This is a genomic window from Candidatus Endoriftia persephonae, assembly GCF_023733635.1.
In the GTDB taxonomy this organism is placed as follows: Bacteria; Pseudomonadota; Gammaproteobacteria; order Chromatiales; family Chromatiaceae; genus Endoriftia; species Endoriftia persephonae.
Genome location: NZ_CP090569.1, coordinates 2,520,188 through 2,536,859 on the forward strand (window position 1 = coordinate 2,520,188; position 16,672 = coordinate 2,536,859).

The window sequence follows — 16,672 nt, forward strand, 5'->3', positions numbered from 1 at the left end:
TCTGCCGACTCAAAGCCCGGCGATCTCCCGCAGGCATTTAAAAAGTTTACGATAGGCTAGCGGTGGTTTCTCCGCCTCACGCTCTTTGCGTGCAGCCTGGATCAACTGCCGCAGACGCTGCCTATCAGCCCCGGGATACTCCGCAAAAAAGCTGCCGAACACCTGACTGTCACCCTCGATAAGCCGTTCGCGCCAACGCTCCAGGGCGTGAAAGCGATTCACCTCACCGCTGTGTTTGTTATCGACCTCATCCAGCACCCGCTGGATCGCATCCATTTCAGCATGCCGAAGCAGCTTGCCCAGGCGACGATAGTGACGCCGCAGCGCACCATGGGAACGAATCCGCTTCGCCTCCTCCAGAGCCGCCTGCAACTCATTGTTCAATGGCATGCGCCGCAGAATCTCCGGGCTCAAACGGGTCAACCGCTCACCCAGCTGCTGCAACGCCAGCAACTCCCGTTTGACCTGGCTCTTGCTGGGCAGCTCCTCTTCAGCCGCCGCCTCGGTCGCATCATCGTCTAAGTCGTTGATTGAATATACTCCACCACAAGCTGAGGCTGCACTCTGCCCCGAAATTCATTCACATCAAGCCGGTAGGCGAGTCGCACCTGCGACGCCAGTTCACCCATCTCCGCCTGATTGAAGGCGATGCCATCCAGCTCAGCGTCGCCCTGCTCGGTACGCAGCCGCAGCTTCAGATGACGTTCACCCACCACCCGTTGCTGCAGCACCTGAAACCGGCCATCAAACAGAGGCGCGGGAAAGCCCTGCCCCCAGGGACCAGCCTGGCGCAGCAGTTGCGCCAGCTCAAGCCCCAGCGCCTCGGCCTCGAGCTCACCATCAGAGAGCAGTTCCCCTACCAGCTCAGCAGGATCGAGCCAATTGGCGGCCTCTGCCTCAAAGGCCTGACGAAAACGTTCGAGATTCTGCTTCGGCAGACTCAGCCCGGCCGCCATGGCATGGCCGCCAAAACGTTCGATCAATCCTGCATGACGCGAGGCGATGCGCTCCAGCAGATCGCGGATGTGCAACGCTGGCACCGAACGGGCCGAGCCCTTGAGGATGCCATCCCCGCCATCGGCAAAAGCGATCACCGGACGATGATACTTCTCCTTGATACGCGAGGCCAGAATCCCCACCACTCCCTGATGCCAGTTGGGATCATAGAGGCAGAGGGCGAGCGGGATCTCACCCTGCATCTCTCGATGAAGTTGCTGCAGCAGCTGCTGCGCCTGCTCCTGCATCTGCTGCTCGATCTCACGCCGCGTACGGTTGAGCCGATCGAGCTCCACCGCCATCTGCAGGGCGGCCGAAGGATCATCGGCCAGCAGACACTCGATGCCCAGCCCCATATCCTCCAGCCGCCCCGCCGCATTCAGCCGCGGACCGATGGCATAGCCCAGATCGGAGGCCACCAGCCGCGACTGATCCCGGCCCGCCAGCCGGATCAGCGCCTCGATCCCTGGCCGGCAGCGACCGGCGCGGATACGCCGCAGGCCCTGCTCCACCAGGATGCGGTTATTCTGATCCAGTACCACCAGATCGGCCACTGTGCCAAGAACAACCAGATCGAGCCACTCCGCCATGTTCGGCACGGCCAGGCCACAGCGTTCAAACCAGCCCGCTTGGCGCAGCCGGGCACGCAACGCGACCAGCAGGTAGAAGATCACCCCAACCCCAGCGAGATTTTTGCTGGCGAAACCATCCCCTGGCTGATTAGGGTTGACGATGGCGGCGGCCGCCGGCAGCTGCTCGCCAGGCAGGTGGTGATCGGTAACCAGCACCGGGATACCCAGCTCGGCAGCCCGCGACACACCGCTGATACTGGCGATACCGTTGTCGACAGTGATGATCAGATCCGGCTGCTGCCTAGCCGCCAGTTCGACAATCTCCGGGCTCAGACCGTAGCCGAATTCAAACCGGTTGGGCACCAGATAACCGACCTTTTCGCAGCCAAACGCCTGCAGCGCCAGCAGTGCCAGGGCCGTGCTGGTAGCACCATCCGCATCATAGTCCCCGACCACCAGGATGCGCCCCTGTGCCTCCAGTACCGACTCCAACAGTGCTACTGCGGCCTCGATCCCTTTCAGGCCGGCGGCGGGCAGCAACTGCTCTAATCCAAGGCCAAGTCCCTCTGCAGTCGTCACGCCACGGGCTAGATAGACCCGTCGCAACACCGGATGCAGGGTTTCGGGCAGTTCGTCTTCACCGTTGGCAGCGGTGCGCTGGCTGATCTTCAATGGGCTCTTCCCGATATGCAAAATCGTGTATGGTCCGCCCTCTGAATTTCATCGGACGAGAGATATGGCTAAGGCCCAAAGTATAACGATGCCGCCGAACTCATGGGGGAGTTTTTGGTCAAAGCGAAGCGTCCCTCGAGAGTTTGTATTGCTGGACCCGAAGTACCTATGGAGATGATGAGCCGATTCCCCCGATGCGCCGCGATGGCTTGGCGCAATCTGCTGTTCCTTCTGTTATTGGTGATGCTGAGCCCGCCGCTGCAGGCAGAGGTCTCGGCGCACCTCTCAAGTTCCAGTGTGGCGCTGGATGAGCTGTTCACCCTCACCATCGTCATCCGGGGCCAGAATGACGCCACACCCGAGCTGTCGAAACTGCAGGAGCATTTTGAGATCCAGGGGCAGGCCCGCCAGCAGAGTGTCAGCATCATCAATGGCCAGGTCTCGCAACAGCGCCAGTTGAGGCTGACGCTGCTGCCCAAGCATCTGGGCCAGATTGAAATCCCGCCGATTCAGGTGGGTAGCGAAGCGAGCCAGCCGCTCAGCCTGGAAGTGAGCGAATCAGCGGCAGCAACCAGCGCAGAGGCCGACTCCCAAGCCTTCATCGAGCTGCAGGTCGATCACGACTCGGCTTATCCTCAGCAGGAGATCATCCTCACCGTGAGACTGCTGATGGCCGAAGGTGTGCGCGGCGAGCAGCTCTCAGTGCCTCAGGCGAACCTGAGCGACACGGTGATCCGGCAGCTTTCCAGCAACCGCTCCCACACTCGGCGTGACGGCATCGAATACCAGCTGGTGGAGCAGCGCTACTCAGTGTTTGCCTATCAACCGGGAGAGCTGAAGCTCGGCGGCGTGAAGTTTCGCGGCAGCAACGGGGGGAGCCAGTCGATCTTCAACTGGCTGCAGAATCCGCAGGCACAGGGCCTATCTGCAAGGCGTGTGTTGCGAATCGTATCTGACGATGTGGCGGTAATGATCCGCCCCATTCCGGCGACGTTCACCGGCAAGCACTGGCTGCCAGCCAAGAACCTGCAGATCGTTGAGAACGGTGCGGGCAACAACGAGTCTGTAATCTCCGGCAAACCGCTGCAGCGCCAGATCATGCTGTTTGCTGACGGCCTCACCACCGCCCAGCTACCAAATCTGGAGTTCGAGCTGCCGACGGGGTTGAAACAGTATCCCGACCGGCCACAGTCTAAGGAGACTCCCAGCCCATCGGGTATCTCGGCCAGCCGCACGCTAAGCCTGACCCTGGTCGGCAGCGAGGCGGGGGAGTATGAGCTGCCGCCCATCGAGATCCCCTGGTGGAACACCGAAACCGACCAGCAGGAGATCGCCCGTCTGCCCGGACGCAAGATCAGGGTGTTGGCGGCCTCAGGCACAATAAGCCCACCCCCCTCCACAGCGCCTCGATCACCAACACCTCAAGAAGAGGCAGAGCCCGAGAGGCCAGCTGTCGCAGCTGAAACAAACGCATCCGGATCCACTTGGCTGCTCTGGCTGCTGGCTATCGGCTGGCTAGCAACTCTGGGGGCCTGGTATCTGAGCCAGCGCCACGATCCCGCTCAGAAGCCAGTCAATGCGCCTACAGTACCTCCGACAGCGCCTCCGACTCCTGAAGAGCAGTTACTACAGCAGCTCCTGAATGCCTACCGGCAGCGTGACCGGGAGGCGGCGCGGATCGCCTGGCTGCGGTGGGGTGAGGCGCAGTGGCCGGAGCAGCCCCCCAGCAATCTCAACCGACTCAGCAAGCGCTGCAGACCTGCAGTGTCAGCGGCGATCAACGCCCTCGACCGAACCTTCTACGCTCCACAGGCGGATGATGCGTGGATGGATTATGACCCTGAACAGCTGTTGAAACCCCACAACCGGAAGGCCGCTGAGCAGAAGCAGGAAGCAGCGCTGGTGCCACTCAACCCCTGAGGAAGGTCACTCCTCCTCCCAACCCCCATAGTCAAAGGTAATCTCTTCGTCCGGCTCGATGTCGCGCAGGGCGTAGAGGTCAAAACCGTCAAACTCCGCGTTGCCCTCATCCTGATGGTTGAGGTAGCGCAGCAGGTTGCGACCACTGCGACCGACTGGCTCTTTACCCTCTTCAAACACCCAGAGCACGTAGGTACCATCGCGTTTTGCCTTGGGACCTTCATAGGTACCGATATACTCCCCCTCACTGATCGCCTGCTTGGCAAACAGGCCGACGCCGTGAATTGTTGAAGCGGCTTTATAGACCCGGGAACCGAGTTTGCTGTGTTGTTTTTTTGCCATCGGAGAGTGTTGTTCCGGTTAACGAAGCGAGGCCAGATCAACCGGAGCGTTCGATTGGGCAGGCATCACCATAGACCGCCATGATCGCCTGCAGCTCTTTCAGCACCGCAGCACGGCCATCCAGATCCAAATCGCGCACTTCTGGCAGCACCACACCAGCGGTTAATCGCTTGATATCTTCACGCACCGAACTACAGCCCTTCAGGCAGAGTTGCTCCACACTTTGATCAATCTTTGCAGCGCTCACGTTCAGCTACCATTCATCCAGTGGGCGGAGAATTATAACCAAAGCCTGTGGCATTCTGATAAATTCCCAGGAACTACAGTAGCAATCCGATCTCTAACCCGGTTGAACAGCCGGTTTCTTCGTCAAAACAAGCAGGGTAGAAAAAATGACTTGGAGCAGACGTCTCTTTTTGACCATCGCACTCATCGCTTTTCAATCTGTCAGCGCTGAATGGGGAGAGGGCTGGGATCCAGTCGATCCTCCAATCCCTACAGGCAAGGCCGACAAGGTCGAGGTAGTAGAGTTTTTCTGGTATGGCTGCCCCCACTGTTTCGATCTCGAGCCAGCGATGGAGAAATGGACGGAAAAGCTCCCCGCGAATGTGGAGTTCCGTCTGATTCCAGCACCGCTCAACCCGCGTTGGACTGTGCATTCCCAGTTTTTCTATGCAGCAGAGGCTCTTGGCGTCTTGGATCAACTGCATAAGCCACTCTTTGATGCGATGCACAAAAAACGCCGCAAGCTCTACACCAAACAGGCACTGATCGATTTTGCCGTGGAACAGGGTATCGATCGCAAGGCATTCACCGACGCCTGGAACTCCTTCGGTGTACATGTAAAGGTGCAACAGGCACGCAAGCTGGGACAGCGCTTCGCCCTGGACGGCGTACCCGCGGTGGGTATCAACGGCAAATATAAGACCAGCGGCAGCCTTGCCGGCACCTACACCAAGATGTTCAAGATCATGGATGAACTAGTTGCCAAAGAGCAGGCAACTCTCAAGCCTTGATCTGCCCCATCACCCATGAGCCCTTGGCTAAGAAGAACTCCCGATAGCGAAGGGCAAAATCACCCACCACCGACTGGGCCACGGAGGGCCTGTCGAGCAATCGGCGTTGCCAGGGTTGCAGCAAGGGCGGCACAAGCTCCCGCCATTCCGGGCGCCACTCCGCCATCAGCGCGATACGCATGAACAGCGGGGCATAGGCCACATCGATAAGCAAAAAACGCTCGCTCTGGCCAAATAGGCGCTCTGCCACAGGATCAGACAGGCGGCTAAGACTCTGCTGAAACGCCTCAAGTTTTTTCTGGTAGTCAGTTTCATCCTTGGCATGCAGAACCGATGCCTGATCCAGCAGCAGACCTGAGCCATATTCGATCCATGCTTTATGCTGCGCTCGCTCGAGGGGGCCCTCTGGCTGCATTTTCGGTGCATGAACTTGATCGAGGTAATCGATGATCACCGAAGACTCAAACAGCAGGGTTTCATCCACTTCCAGCAGCGGCACTTTGCCCAACGGGGAGAGCTGTGCAAACCAGTCAGGGGGCACTGCCAAGTCGATATGTTCCAGTGAGAAATCGACCCCCTTCTCTTTAAGCGTGATAACGACTCGCTGGGCAAAAGGGCAAAGAACAAAACTAATCAATCTCAGGACCATGGCTCCTCCCGCTACTTTGGCTCTTTTTAGCATCTATTCAGAGGTGAGTCATGGGAATCCACCAGCCGATTCGAACCATCCGCGCAGAGTCTTCCAATCCATCCAACTGTGAGCAACTGAGGATTTCATCGACACCCTCTTTTTCTTCCAGCCACCGACACGGAAGAAAGCTAAAACCCCATCACAAAAAGGTGACCTGAAGAAAATTTTCCCTTACGATCAATCCCCTACTACAGTATATTCAGGCATGTTGGAAATAGCGCTGGAGATGCTTCCAACGAGGGATCTTGCGGACCGGAGCGGGCTGGACCGACACCTCGAAGAACAACCCAAACCACCCAGGATCACTCTGTTGGTTCGCGAGCAGCAGAGAGGCAATGACGGGAAGAAAAAATCTCTAATGAATTAAGACTTCCTGACGACAAACAGTTTGTAGGCGCCCAACTCTTGAGTGGTATCATTGTCCGGCGCAGTAGATTCTTATCCCTTCGTATTGAACGAGACCACCGCAATCGGAGTGGGCAAGGTTTGGATTGGCGGGAAAGACTAGGGTGAAGGCCCTATTCCCAGAGCGAGAGATCCTGTTACGCGATGGCAAAAGCAAGCCGAGTCGGTTTCAAAATTCCGGATCAGATCAAGCCCGACACAAAACCCTTCTATGCAAATGCAAAAGAAGTAAAAGTCTGGGCTGAACGACTTCCTGTCGCCAACATCGGTGAAACATCCCGTCGTGTATTCAAGGCACTGATGGAGTTCAATCGCGCGCTCATCCCTCCCAAAGAGCGGATGATGAGTGTCGAGGCCTTCCGCGAACCAGTTCGTTACATCTGCTCCAACCTCGAAAAACACTTCATCAACGTTGGCTTTCCCCTGTCGGGCAAAGCACGGAAGATCGCCCTGCTAAGCCGTGAGCTCTGTGACGAGCTTGCCACCGCCTACAAGTGCGTGGTGGAGGACCTACTCAACTCGGCCAGCGACAAGTCAGACCAGAAGGTGCTGGGCGTTGCGATTCACAGAGCAATGATCTATCTGTCAGCGGTCCTGCATCAGTCCGCACTGGTTTACGAGCCCTACCCCTCCAGAATCTGGCGGGAGTTGCACACACTCCACCGGCTTGCCCGCCGCTACAGCCTCCATGCACTTCCGGTCAAAGACATCGTGGAGGGTGAGCCCGAAAGCTCGACCATTGAACAGATCTACCTGCGGGTACTGCTTTACGCGCTCGCTTCTCCCTACAAGCTGCGCCAGGCAGACAATCGCTATCTCTACAAGGACCTGATGGAGTGGAGTCAATACGCACGCCTCTACAATCAGGGCGAGGCGCCGCCAGAGGCCTGTTTTGTGGTTCGGCAGGATGCAGATCTGCAGCCAGCCCACCATTCGCTGATGGAGGTTTCAGCCGAACACCGCATTCTTTTGCTGGATACGCGCCAATTGATCGAGAAACTCCAGGACCATTTCGACGATGAGCACAGCAGCTTTGCCGACAGTGGACTGCTGATCGGCGCAGATCGTTACTCCAAAGGCTTACTTCAACAACTGATCAGCCTCTGGACTACCGCCCCCCAACGCGAGTTCGTCCGCACCAAACTGAATTTCGAACTACGCATCGCAGTTGGGCTCGCAGCAATCTATGGCCTGTTAAAAACAGAGGAGGCCTCCTCCAAGGCACAGAATGCTGAGCGTCTACAGGAGGATATGAACTGGATCAGCAACAAATTCGACGGCGACAGTTCACTACAGCCGCCACCGGATAGCGCCACCTCTGGCTTTACCCTGATTCCTATCGACACCCCTCGCAAAGATGTCCGGCGCAGCGGTTTTGAGGAGTTTGGCCCCAACTCGCGAGATGAACGCGAACCTGAACCGGTCGAACCAATCTGGGGGCAAGCCACCACCACCAATGCATCCATCGATACTCACATATTCCGCACCGTCAACGAGAGTGCCGGTGGTTATTGTATCGACTGGCGCGGCAGTAATCCCCCCGCCGTCAAGGTAGGGGAGCTTATCGGCATACAGTCTGCATCCAGCAGCGGCCAGTTTGGCGTGGGGCTGGTTCGCTGGATGAAAAACATCTCAGCCGACCGTCTGCAGGTTGGCCTGCAGATGATCGCGCCAAATGCCGTTGCCATCTCCGCCCAAGCAGATGGCATTCCCAATGCGCACCCCCATGAATGCCTGCTGCTGCCTGAGGTCGGAACTTCCGGTCAACCCGCCAGCTTCATCGGACCTGACTACCCCTTCAATGTCGGCAACAAACTACTGCTCGATAATGGCGGCAATCAGTACAAGATAAAGCTTACCCGTCTACTGGAGTCGACTGGTGCAATCTCCCAGTTCCAGTTTACCTACGTGGATCATGACACCGGCGACAGCCATGACCGGGAGATCAATGAAGACTCAGACTTCGAGAACATCTGGTCGGTCATATAGAATCACTCATCAAAGCCGGCCAACTTGTACCAGCGCCGCGCCTCCTCCGGATTTTTCTCCACCCCCCGGCCTTCCTTATAGAGCATGCCGAGCGTTGCCTGGGAGCCAGCTAACCCCTGCTCAGCCGCCTTCCGAAACCAGAAGACCGCCTTCTCTTCGTTCTTCTCGACGCATTCGCCCTCAAGATACATGAAGCCCAGGCCGTGCTGCGACATGCCGTGCCCAGCATCTGCCGCCGCTTTCATATTTTTGTAGGCCATCAGCTCATTCACCACCATACCTAACCCATTTTGGGCCATGATCGCCATGCGGTACTGGGCCTCTGGATTACCCTCCTCCGCCAAGGGCGACAGGAGCTTGACTGCCCGATCGAAAAACTTCGTCTCATAAGCCGCAATGCCACTGCTCAGTTCCATATCCAGACCGTTGTCGATATTACTCATCTTATTCCTCTTCTGATCATAACTATTTCGATCCACCAAGCCCGCTCTGCTACTAAGAGCGCATCGCAACTCGATTCTGGACCCAGGCACAGATCTCACCGCCAGGCAGGTATAGACCAAATTCAAACAGCGGGGAACTCCGCCCTATGCGCTCCAGCTCTTCGCCGATCTGCATTTCAATCCCAGGAGGAAAATCGAACCGCAACTCAAGATCCGCCACTCCAGGACGACGGAAATCGATCTGCAACTGTCGGGTCCAGACCGAATAGCCAGGAAAGATGCGGTTGCAGGCCAGCGCTGGAACCGGATCCGCCAGTGCCGCTATCGCTCCACCAAACATACTTCCGCCAGGATTGCAGTTATGTCGATTCAGCGGCAGCAGGATACGCGCATCCCGTCCCCCGCGTCCCAGCTCTAAAACCTTTACCCCCATGCTGTGGAACGGGGCGAAGCGCTCGAGACGCCGTTCAGGTGAATTGTGTGACCCACTCAGCAGTTTACTACGCGTCATATCTGTTTATATCACTCAACAAGGCAAATAGATCCGCCCAAATCTCATGGGTTCTTCAGGAAAGAATGATCGACGGCTGCACCAGTCTAGCAGACTGGATCTGATCATCTCCGATACTCAACCCTTGGGGCAGATGATCTCTGTTATCTACTATTAGGGAAAGAAGAGCGCTAACCGGCCAGCATCAACAAAATGATGAACGGAATCATTCCTCCCATAGCCACCCCGCAAGGAAAATGCGATGAGTCTCAAGCACCTCCCCTTTTTTACGGGTGGATCCAGAATCGCTCTGACCCTCGTTTTACTCCTGCCCCTGCTAGCACCTGCCAGCCAAAGGGATCCGGCAACGCCGGCAAACGACGAACAGCGCAGCATTTTTATTGCAGCCGAAGCCGCCCTGAAGGCCGGCCGGATGAGCCGCTACAGACAACTTAAGCAGCAACTCAAAGACTATCCACTCTACCCCTATCTCAAATACAGTGAACTGCAGCGTTCCCTGCACTTGCAATCGGCTGCCGCGGTCCAGCGCTTTCTGGCAGAATTCACCGACACCCCCCTGAGCGAACAACTGCGCAACAGATGGCTGCGTTTATTGGCAAAAAACAACAGATGGCAGCAGTATCTCGACTATTCCACCCCATCTGACGGCAACATAACGCTTCGCTGCCATCGTCTCAGGGCTCTGATCGAAACCGGCCAATCGGCACAAGCATTCCAGAAAGTAGAAGATATCTGGCTCCACGGCCGCTCCCGCCCCAAGGCTTGTAACCCGGTTTTCAAAGCCTGGCAGGAAGCTGGACTCCTGGATGAGGACTTGGCCTGGCAACGCATCGAACTAGCCATGAACGCCGGCCAGATCCGTCTGACCCGCTATCTGCGGCGATTCCTCAGCGAAGATGAGCGCCCCTGGGTGGAATTCTGGATTGAGATCCACCACAAACCTCAGCGCCTCATCAACCATCCCTATCTAAAGAAAACACACCCCTATCGCAACGCCATCCTCGCCCATGGGATCCGACGCCTCGCCCGCCACAACCCGAAGCGGGCCTTCATGCTCTGGCAGGCTGAACGCAAGCACCCCGGTTATAGCGACGAGCAGAAGCTCAGTGTTATCCGCACCCTCGCCACTCATCTGGCCAAACAGCCTGGTGATGGTCTTGAGACACTCTTCGAAACAATCAAGCCAAGTCTCAAACTCGACCCCACACTCTCCGACAAGCAGTTCCGCATTGCCCTGGAACGACACAACTGGGAGCGGGTCATCGGCACCATCCGACAGCTGCCACAGCCTGAGCAGCAGCAACAACGCTGGCGCTACTGGATGGCGCGCGCACTGATTGAAATTGGCCAGGAAAAGAAGGGCGTGAAACTGCTAAAGGATCTGGCAAAGAACCGCAGTTACTATGGCTTTCTCGCCTCCGACAGGCTCGGCAATCCACTCAACATGGAGCATGAATCGTTACAAGTGGATCAGGCTGAGCTGGCGAGACTCAGCCATCTGCCCGGCATGCAACGAGCCCGGGAGCTTAAGATACTGGGGCGTCATCTCGAGGCGCGTCGGGAGTGGAACTTTGCCCTGCGCGGGGCCAGTCGCTCACAGCTGCTGGTGGCAGCGGAGTTAGCCCGACAGTGGGAGTGGCCATCCCAGACGATCTTCACTCTGGCGAAGATCCGCCACTGGAACGATCTTGAACTGCGCTTCCCCCTCGCCTATCGCAGCCTGATCAACCAACAGGCAGAAGCACTCAATCTTGAGACCGCGTGGATCTTCGCCATCCTGCGGCAGGAGAGCGCCTTCGTCCCCGACGCACGCTCCAGCGCCGGCGCGCTGGGCCTGATGCAGTTGATGCCCTTCACTGCCAAAGCGGTTGCCAGAAGGCAGGGGCAGCGCCTGATGAACAAGCACGAGTTGTACCAGCCGGAGACCAACATTCGCCTCGGTGCCAGCTACCTCGACAGCGTATTTCGCAAGATGCAGGGGAATCCGATTCTTGCCACCGCCGCCTACAATGCAGGTCCCCACCGCGTGGCGCAATGGCTGCCCAGCCAGGAACAACCGGCGGATGTCTGGATTGAAACAGTGCCTTTCAGCGAGACTCGTGAGTATCTCAAGCGGGTGATGGCCTACACCATGATCTATTTTCACCGCCTGGGCGATACCCCGGAGCAGTTGCCAGAGATCTGGAGCCGGCCGATATCGGCCAAGACCTCAGATCAGGAGAGTTGAACGGGGTATTAGCCAGATGTGCCGGTACTCGCCACCCGGCTCTTGGTGCTTAACTTGGAACGTACCCGCGCGATCACTTTCGGATTGGTGATCACCTCATAGAACTGACGCCCTTCCGGATCCAGGTCACCGGTCACATCTCCCTCCCAAACCATCACCGGCGCCTCCCTGACCACCAACCAATGCGTCGCTCCGAGCCGGTCGAGATACCGTCCCACATGATAGTAATGGGGGTTACCTGCCTTGTCCCTGATCCGCACCCGATGCAGCGCCAGCTCTGACTTCAGCTTGAGAAATGCCGGCGAATCGAGCTCGATGCCATTCACGTTGTAACGCAGCAACTTCGGCTTGGCATCTTCCGACTGCTCGGTTAACACCTCCACCCGATGTTCCTTGTGGTGTTTCCAGTGCACACTGCGGCGCAACTCAGCAGAACAAGAGGAGAGCCGGTCGGCCTGATTGATCGCCGGGGAGATCATGATCTTGCGGCGCTCGTCATAAAGGTAGGCCGGCGCGTCGTTACTGAAGGCCATACCAAGCCCCAACTCGAGTTCTGGCAGGCCGTGCACCCGGTTCTGCGTATTCTGGGTATCCATCACTGAGAGAATTTTACGCGCCAGACCGCAGGCGTTCGCGACCGCCAGCGATTGCAGGGATGCCCCATCATAGTCGAAGATGGTGAGGATCAGCGCATCACCCTCGACAAAAACCTTCTGCGCACCAAAATCTCCCAGCAGCTTGGTAATCGGTCCGAAAAAATTCATGCTGAAGTGAGTCGCCGGATTGAGGCGATTCGCTAGCAACTGGCGAGTGATCTCGGTTGAGCCTCTGACATCCGCCTTGAGGATGACATGCGAGCGGATCTTCTGCCCCTCCGGCTCCACCTCCGCCCGCAGGGGAAATTCGTAGAGCGAACCATTATCACGGGAGAGCTTGATCTCCTCCGGCACCGTCAGCAAGCGTATCTGGCTCATCAACTGATTGGCAAAATAGGCGAGCTTGAGATCCCGGCGAAAACTGAGGAAATCCCGCAGATAACGGATCACATACTCTTGCTGACGTAGCGTAGACATACGCCGGATATGATTGGAAACCATATCAAGGGTTTTGATCGTCTCTCCCGCATCAAGGTTCGGTGAAGTGGCAGCAATCCGGCGCATCAGCCTACGACGGGGAATGGTCCCTGCCAGATAGTTATAGACCTCACGAACCGGAACCCGGCCCTCAAGCTGATGATAGACTCGCGGGGTACGGTAGGCAGCAATCGCTCGCCGAGTGATACCTGCCTTCATGAACCGCTGGAACAGCTCTGTCCCGATGCGTTGCTGAAACTCCGGCCAGTGTGGGTCGAGCCAGGGGACGATGGTCTCCTCATCAGACGGTTTATCCGAGAGAAACCAGCCACTCCTGACCGGATGAATCAACATTGTGATGTTATCCGGTGCATCCAGCCAGGAGACCGAGGGCCCAGTGTACTCCTCCTTCTGCAGCGCCCGTTCCAGCAGTCGCTGCCCATCCAGAAAACTGTTGAAGGCACCATCCTGTGAGCGGTCGTAGATCTGCAGCTTACTGTTGCCGTCGGGCCGCCGCGCTGGTACAGCCACTGACATCGCCCAGCCTGGCAGATAATCCCCAAACAGCTCGCAGAGAATGCGGTTGGTCAGAGCGAAGTAGTTCTCCTCGTCCTCATCGATACAGAGCAGCGGGTAGTGATTCATGAACTGGGATTCACAACTGAACCCCGACAGATGCAATAGCGGATTGAACAGCACTAGTTTGGGGATATCCCAAGAGACGCCTAGCACTGATTTACGCAACTTGCGCAGGTTGGTGGACTCTAGCCGCTGTACCACTTTGAAAATCCGGCGCAGCGTCCGATAGCGCACCCCAGGCTCCAGCTTAGCCAGTGCAACCAGCCTTTCATGGAGTTCCAGATTGCGGCCAGATAGCTGGGTGGCGAAACCTTCCGCATCCAGCTGCAGCTGGTTGCGGAAGTTCTCCAGGGCGCGCCCTGGCATCTCCAGCAGCATTTTCAGAAGGATCAGATGGAGTAGCTGAATGACCTCTGGCGCGGAAACCCGATCATGCACCCGCTCGACGGCGACTTCCATCAAGCCGCTGTAGATTTCCCGGAAGGCATCGAAATCTTTTGCGGTGGGCTCCACCCCCACCTCGCCCCAACCGTTGGCGGCCAAGTCCTCGTGGACCATACGCCGCACCAGTTCAGTGGCGGAACTCAGAACCTTTGGACTGAGAGCAACATCGATATGCTTGTTATCGATGCCAATCTGCAGACGGTCAAAGCGTACTGCAGGACGCGCAAACCGGTGCAGAGGTTCTAAAAAGACCTCCCTCTCCGGTTGCCAGTGAAAAAATTTGTTCAGTCGTGCTCCCATCGCCCCGAACATTCCAAACGTCTGGAGATGTTAACCCATTGCCTCGCTTTTTTCCCGAAAACATGAAGCAGTCCTCAAAAAGAGACCTTAACTTCCTGAGGTCTATAAAAAAGCCGGACACCCACTCCAGTGAAAGCAAATTCCATGGAATCAAGGACGATTATAACAAATAGCTTTGCCTCAGCCCTGCTCGGTGTGGACTATCTCGCCAGCATAGTGGCAATAAGACGATCCTCCAGCTCGATGCGAATCGCGATCTCCTCCCCCAGGAGTGACATATCTTCAGAGAGGTGATCGAAGCTCAACGCATGGTCTGAAATATCGTATTTATCGTTGAACGCCACGGCAGTCTCGGTGGCCTCGACAAAACCGGGATAGATCTCTTCAGCAACGTGCAACACCTGACTGCGCCGTTCAGTACCGTCACTGATCTTGCCAAACACCTCAAAATGACCGAACGCCGTATAGTCCACCAGAACCTGACAAAAATTCTGTAGCAACTGTTCCAGGGACTCGGTACGTGCATAGGGCTCCAGACCCGCCACCTGGCAGAACAGCACCAACATCTGGCGCCGCTCCTCCATCAGGTTGTTGATCATTCCCTGGGTGCCGGTGCGCCGCTCCGCCGTCGCCTGTTGCTGAGTGCTCATAGTCACCTCGCCTCTTCCTCTCTGCTCGTCAGCTGCCGAGCGCTGCTCAAAACAGCCCACCCGCCATTCGACCCAACAGATCCGCTGTTCAATGGGTATAAATAGTCTTCAGCATGGTGAGAACAAACCAGCCCATTCCCACGAAACCTACCGAAATACCTAGTTTTTTTGGTTGATATAGCTAACCATCATTAGCTCCCGCTTACAAGAGCAGGCAGCATAATCTAAACTCCCCCCCACAACTCCTGACAGACAGAAAAAAGCGATGAAACCGCCCAGCATAACCTCAATTATGACGATGCTCGCACTGCTCTTTGCTATCCCGGCAGCAGTTGCGAACGATGCATCCAACACCATGGCGCGCGCCATGATCACGATGATGGATGCCATGGGGAAGATCGCCAACCAGTACAACCAGAAACGCAACCCGTTCGACAATGCGTTACCCTACAACAACAGCGCCTTCCGGCCACTGAATCCTTGGCAATCCCCATACACCACTCCCTGGGGGACGGGCTATCCCGCCACCATCAACAACCTGCCGGGGGACAGAGTACCAGGGCAGTGGTCAGGCTATGCGCCACCTGCAACCCCGCTGCAGAGCCTCCCGGCAGTCAGTTATCGTTCTCCTCTGGACGGGGCCTGGAAGGGGCGCGGCGGTGAGGCACTGTTGATTCTCAATGGGTACTTCCGTATCTATGCCGATGCAGAACATCACCGGGATGGAGAGATCCGCCTCGACGACAGGCATGTCTATATGCGGGTCTCAGGCTCCGACTCGGTAAAAACCTACGAATATGCTCACCATGATGGCAACTTGGCGATGCGTAGCCAAGAGGGCAGACTCCTGCTCTACCGCCGCATGCCTATCTCCCTGCCGGACTTTCCGCAAACGACAAGCCAGGCGCCATTCCAATCCTCACCTCAAATAGCGCCTCAAATAGTCACTCAGCCGGCACTGGAGCCATCCATTCAGAGACCAGATCAACCACTAACTGAACAACAGCCTGATACTGACGAAGAGAAGGAATAGCGCAAAAATACGTTTCAGCCAGTAGGGCGACAGACGATGCGCCAAGGAAGCACCAGCAGGCGCCAGCAGCGTACTGGTCACCACGATGATTAGCACGACCGGCCAATAGACATAGCCACTGCTCCCCGCAGGGAGACCAGCAGCACCCCAACCAACCCAAACAAAGCTTAGAGTTCCTGCCAGCGCAATCGGCAGACCGCAGGCGCTTGAGGTGGCAACAGCCCGACGCACCTCAACTCCTCCACCATTCAGATAAGGGACCGTCAAGGTGCCTCCGCCGATCCCAACCAGCGCCGAGATAGCACCGATTCCCAACCCCACCCCGCTGTTCTGCCAACGACTGACCAATCCATAACGCGTCTCTAGCGGCGCCTCACGAAACATGCGGAAGGCAACAATCAGCAGGAACAGAGCAAACAGCCGACGCAGGCTCTCCCCCTCCAAACCACCCGCGATCATTCCACCCAGCCAGGCACCCAGCAGGATCCCCGGAGTCAACGCCAGAAAATATCTCCAGACAACGGCCCCACGACGATGATGGGCACGCACTGCGGCTATCGAGGTAAACACAATCGTCGCCAGCGAGGTGCCCACGGCCATATGCACTGAAAGGCCCTCCTCCACCCCTAACAGAGGCAGACTCCAGATCAGCACAGGCACAATCACCAGCCCGCCACCCACGCCAAACAGTCCGGCCACGATACCGACCACAGCCCCCAGAAAGAGCAACAGCAGAATGCTATCGACAGAGAACAATGTGATAAAACTCGACATAACCTTCCCTATTACCTATTGTCTCGGCGCGGCGC

General features: G+C 57.1%; 15 protein-coding genes. 5 read left to right on the forward strand and 10 right to left on the reverse strand.

Annotation, left to right across the window (positions count from 1 at the left end; all coding sequences use genetic code 11):
* Positions 1-9 precede the first annotated feature (9 nt).
* Positions 10-444, reverse strand: a complete 435-nt coding sequence (gene yjgA, locus L0Y14_RS11350) for a ribosome biogenesis factor YjgA (RefSeq protein WP_006473949.1) — start codon at positions 442-444, stop codon at positions 10-12.
* A gap of 74 nt (positions 445-518) precedes the next feature.
* Entirely contained in the window at positions 519-2,240 is a 1,722-nt protein-coding gene (gene recJ / locus L0Y14_RS11355) for a single-stranded-DNA-specific exonuclease RecJ (RefSeq protein ID WP_006473950.1), read from the reverse strand.
* Between the two features lie 204 nt (positions 2,241-2,444).
* On the opposite strand from recJ, the gene L0Y14_RS11360 reads away from it, so the two are divergent.
* On the forward strand, positions 2,445-4,160 hold the full coding sequence (locus L0Y14_RS11360) for a BatD family protein (RefSeq protein ID WP_006473951.1): 1,716 nt from the start codon (positions 2,445-2,447) through the stop codon (positions 4,158-4,160).
* Positions 4,161-4,166: 6 nt separating this feature from the next.
* Here L0Y14_RS11360 and L0Y14_RS11365 read toward each other — a convergent pair whose 3' ends face one another.
* Together L0Y14_RS11365 and L0Y14_RS11370 are read right to left on the reverse strand one after the other, a co-directional pair.
* Positions 4,167-4,502 carry an SET domain-containing protein gene (locus L0Y14_RS11365; RefSeq protein ID WP_005962021.1) on the reverse strand — a complete coding sequence of 112 codons (336 nt, stop codon included), beginning with the start codon at positions 4,500-4,502 and terminating at the stop codon, positions 4,167-4,169.
* Between the two features lie 37 nt (positions 4,503-4,539).
* The gene (locus tag L0Y14_RS11370) at positions 4,540-4,749 is read right to left on the reverse strand and encodes a hypothetical protein (RefSeq protein WP_005962019.1); all 210 of its coding nucleotides are present in this window, start codon (positions 4,747-4,749) and stop codon (positions 4,540-4,542) included.
* A gap of 145 nt (positions 4,750-4,894) precedes the next feature.
* Here L0Y14_RS11370 and L0Y14_RS11375 point away from each other — a divergent pair, with 145 nt between their 5' ends.
* The gene (locus L0Y14_RS11375) at positions 4,895-5,518 is read left to right on the forward strand and encodes a thiol:disulfide interchange protein DsbA/DsbL (protein WP_005962017.1); all 624 of its coding nucleotides are present in this window, start codon (positions 4,895-4,897) and stop codon (positions 5,516-5,518) included.
* Here the strand turns inward: L0Y14_RS11375 and L0Y14_RS11380 are convergent.
* Positions 5,508-6,167 (reverse strand): glutathione S-transferase family protein, encoded by a 660-nt coding sequence (locus tag L0Y14_RS11380; RefSeq protein ID WP_039960112.1) that lies wholly within the window; start codon positions 6,165-6,167, stop codon positions 5,508-5,510. The genes L0Y14_RS11375 and L0Y14_RS11380 overlap by 11 nt on opposite strands.
* Before the next feature lie 591 nt (positions 6,168-6,758).
* Here L0Y14_RS11380 and L0Y14_RS11385 point away from each other — a divergent pair.
* Positions 6,759-8,603, forward strand: coding sequence for a hypothetical protein (locus tag L0Y14_RS11385; RefSeq protein ID WP_005962013.1), 1,845 nt, complete (start codon positions 6,759-6,761; stop codon positions 8,601-8,603).
* Positions 8,604-8,605: 2 nt separating this feature from the next.
* On the opposite strand, the gene L0Y14_RS11390 is transcribed toward L0Y14_RS11385, so the two are convergent.
* Both L0Y14_RS11390 and L0Y14_RS11395 read right to left on the reverse strand, forming a co-directional pair.
* Positions 8,606-9,046 (reverse strand): tetratricopeptide repeat protein, encoded by a 441-nt coding sequence (locus L0Y14_RS11390; RefSeq protein WP_006473958.1) that lies wholly within the window; start codon positions 9,044-9,046, stop codon positions 8,606-8,608.
* 52 nt (positions 9,047-9,098) lie between these two features.
* Entirely contained in the window at positions 9,099-9,557 is a 459-nt protein-coding gene (locus L0Y14_RS11395) for a PaaI family thioesterase (protein ID WP_005962009.1), read from the reverse strand.
* A 241-nt stretch (positions 9,558-9,798) separates the two neighbouring features.
* Here L0Y14_RS11395 and L0Y14_RS11400 point away from each other — a divergent pair, with 241 nt between their 5' ends.
* Positions 9,799-11,784, forward strand: a complete 1,986-nt coding sequence (locus tag L0Y14_RS11400; RefSeq protein WP_005962005.1) for a transglycosylase SLT domain-containing protein — start codon at positions 9,799-9,801, stop codon at positions 11,782-11,784.
* A gap of 8 nt (positions 11,785-11,792) precedes the next feature.
* On the opposite strand, the gene L0Y14_RS11405 is transcribed toward L0Y14_RS11400, so the two are convergent.
* Complete coding sequence (locus L0Y14_RS11405) at positions 11,793-14,180, reverse strand: hypothetical protein (RefSeq protein WP_006473960.1); 2,388 nt, start codon at positions 14,178-14,180, stop codon at positions 11,793-11,795.
* Between the two features lie 200 nt (positions 14,181-14,380).
* Positions 14,381-14,830 (reverse strand): Rsd/AlgQ family anti-sigma factor, encoded by a 450-nt coding sequence (locus tag L0Y14_RS11410; RefSeq protein ID WP_006473961.1) that lies wholly within the window; start codon positions 14,828-14,830, stop codon positions 14,381-14,383.
* Positions 14,831-15,122: 292 nt separating this feature from the next.
* Between L0Y14_RS11410 and L0Y14_RS11415 the strand changes: the two genes are divergently transcribed.
* On the forward strand, positions 15,123-15,863 hold the full coding sequence (locus L0Y14_RS11415) for a hypothetical protein (protein WP_006473962.1): 741 nt from the start codon (positions 15,123-15,125) through the stop codon (positions 15,861-15,863).
* Here the strand turns inward: L0Y14_RS11415 and L0Y14_RS11420 are convergent.
* A complete protein-coding gene (locus L0Y14_RS11420; RefSeq protein ID WP_005961997.1) occupies positions 15,822-16,637 on the reverse strand; it encodes a sulfite exporter TauE/SafE family protein in 816 nt (271 codons plus the stop codon). The genes L0Y14_RS11415 and L0Y14_RS11420 overlap by 42 nt on opposite strands.
* Positions 16,638-16,672: the final 35 nt, after the last annotated feature.

Coding starts and splice junctions, on each gene's coding strand:
- L0Y14_RS11360 (WP_006473951.1), top strand. CDS start 2,445: ATGGCTTGGCGCAATCTGCTGTTCCTTCTGTTATTGGTGATGCTGAGC.
- L0Y14_RS11365 (WP_005962021.1), bottom strand. CDS start 4,502: ATGGCAAAAAAACAACACAGCAAACTCGGTTCCCGGGTCTATAAAGCC.
- L0Y14_RS11375 (WP_005962017.1), top strand. CDS start 4,895: ATGACTTGGAGCAGACGTCTCTTTTTGACCATCGCACTCATCGCTTTT.
- L0Y14_RS11380 (WP_039960112.1), bottom strand. CDS start 6,167: ATGGTCCTGAGATTGATTAGTTTTGTTCTTTGCCCTTTTGCCCAGCGA.
- L0Y14_RS11385 (WP_005962013.1), top strand. CDS start 6,759: ATGGCAAAAGCAAGCCGAGTCGGTTTCAAAATTCCGGATCAGATCAAG.
- L0Y14_RS11390 (WP_006473958.1), bottom strand. CDS start 9,046: ATGAGTAATATCGACAACGGTCTGGATATGGAACTGAGCAGTGGCATT.
- L0Y14_RS11395 (WP_005962009.1), bottom strand. CDS start 9,557: ATGACGCGTAGTAAACTGCTGAGTGGGTCACACAATTCACCTGAACGG.
- L0Y14_RS11400 (WP_005962005.1), top strand. CDS start 9,799: ATGAGTCTCAAGCACCTCCCCTTTTTTACGGGTGGATCCAGAATCGCT.
- L0Y14_RS11405 (WP_006473960.1), bottom strand. CDS start 14,180: ATGGGAGCACGACTGAACAAATTTTTTCACTGGCAACCGGAGAGGGAG.
- L0Y14_RS11410 (WP_006473961.1), bottom strand. CDS start 14,830: ATGAGCACTCAGCAACAGGCGACGGCGGAGCGGCGCACCGGCACCCAG.
- L0Y14_RS11415 (WP_006473962.1), top strand. CDS start 15,123: ATGACGATGCTCGCACTGCTCTTTGCTATCCCGGCAGCAGTTGCGAAC.
- L0Y14_RS11420 (WP_005961997.1), bottom strand. CDS start 16,637: ATGTCGAGTTTTATCACATTGTTCTCTGTCGATAGCATTCTGCTGTTG.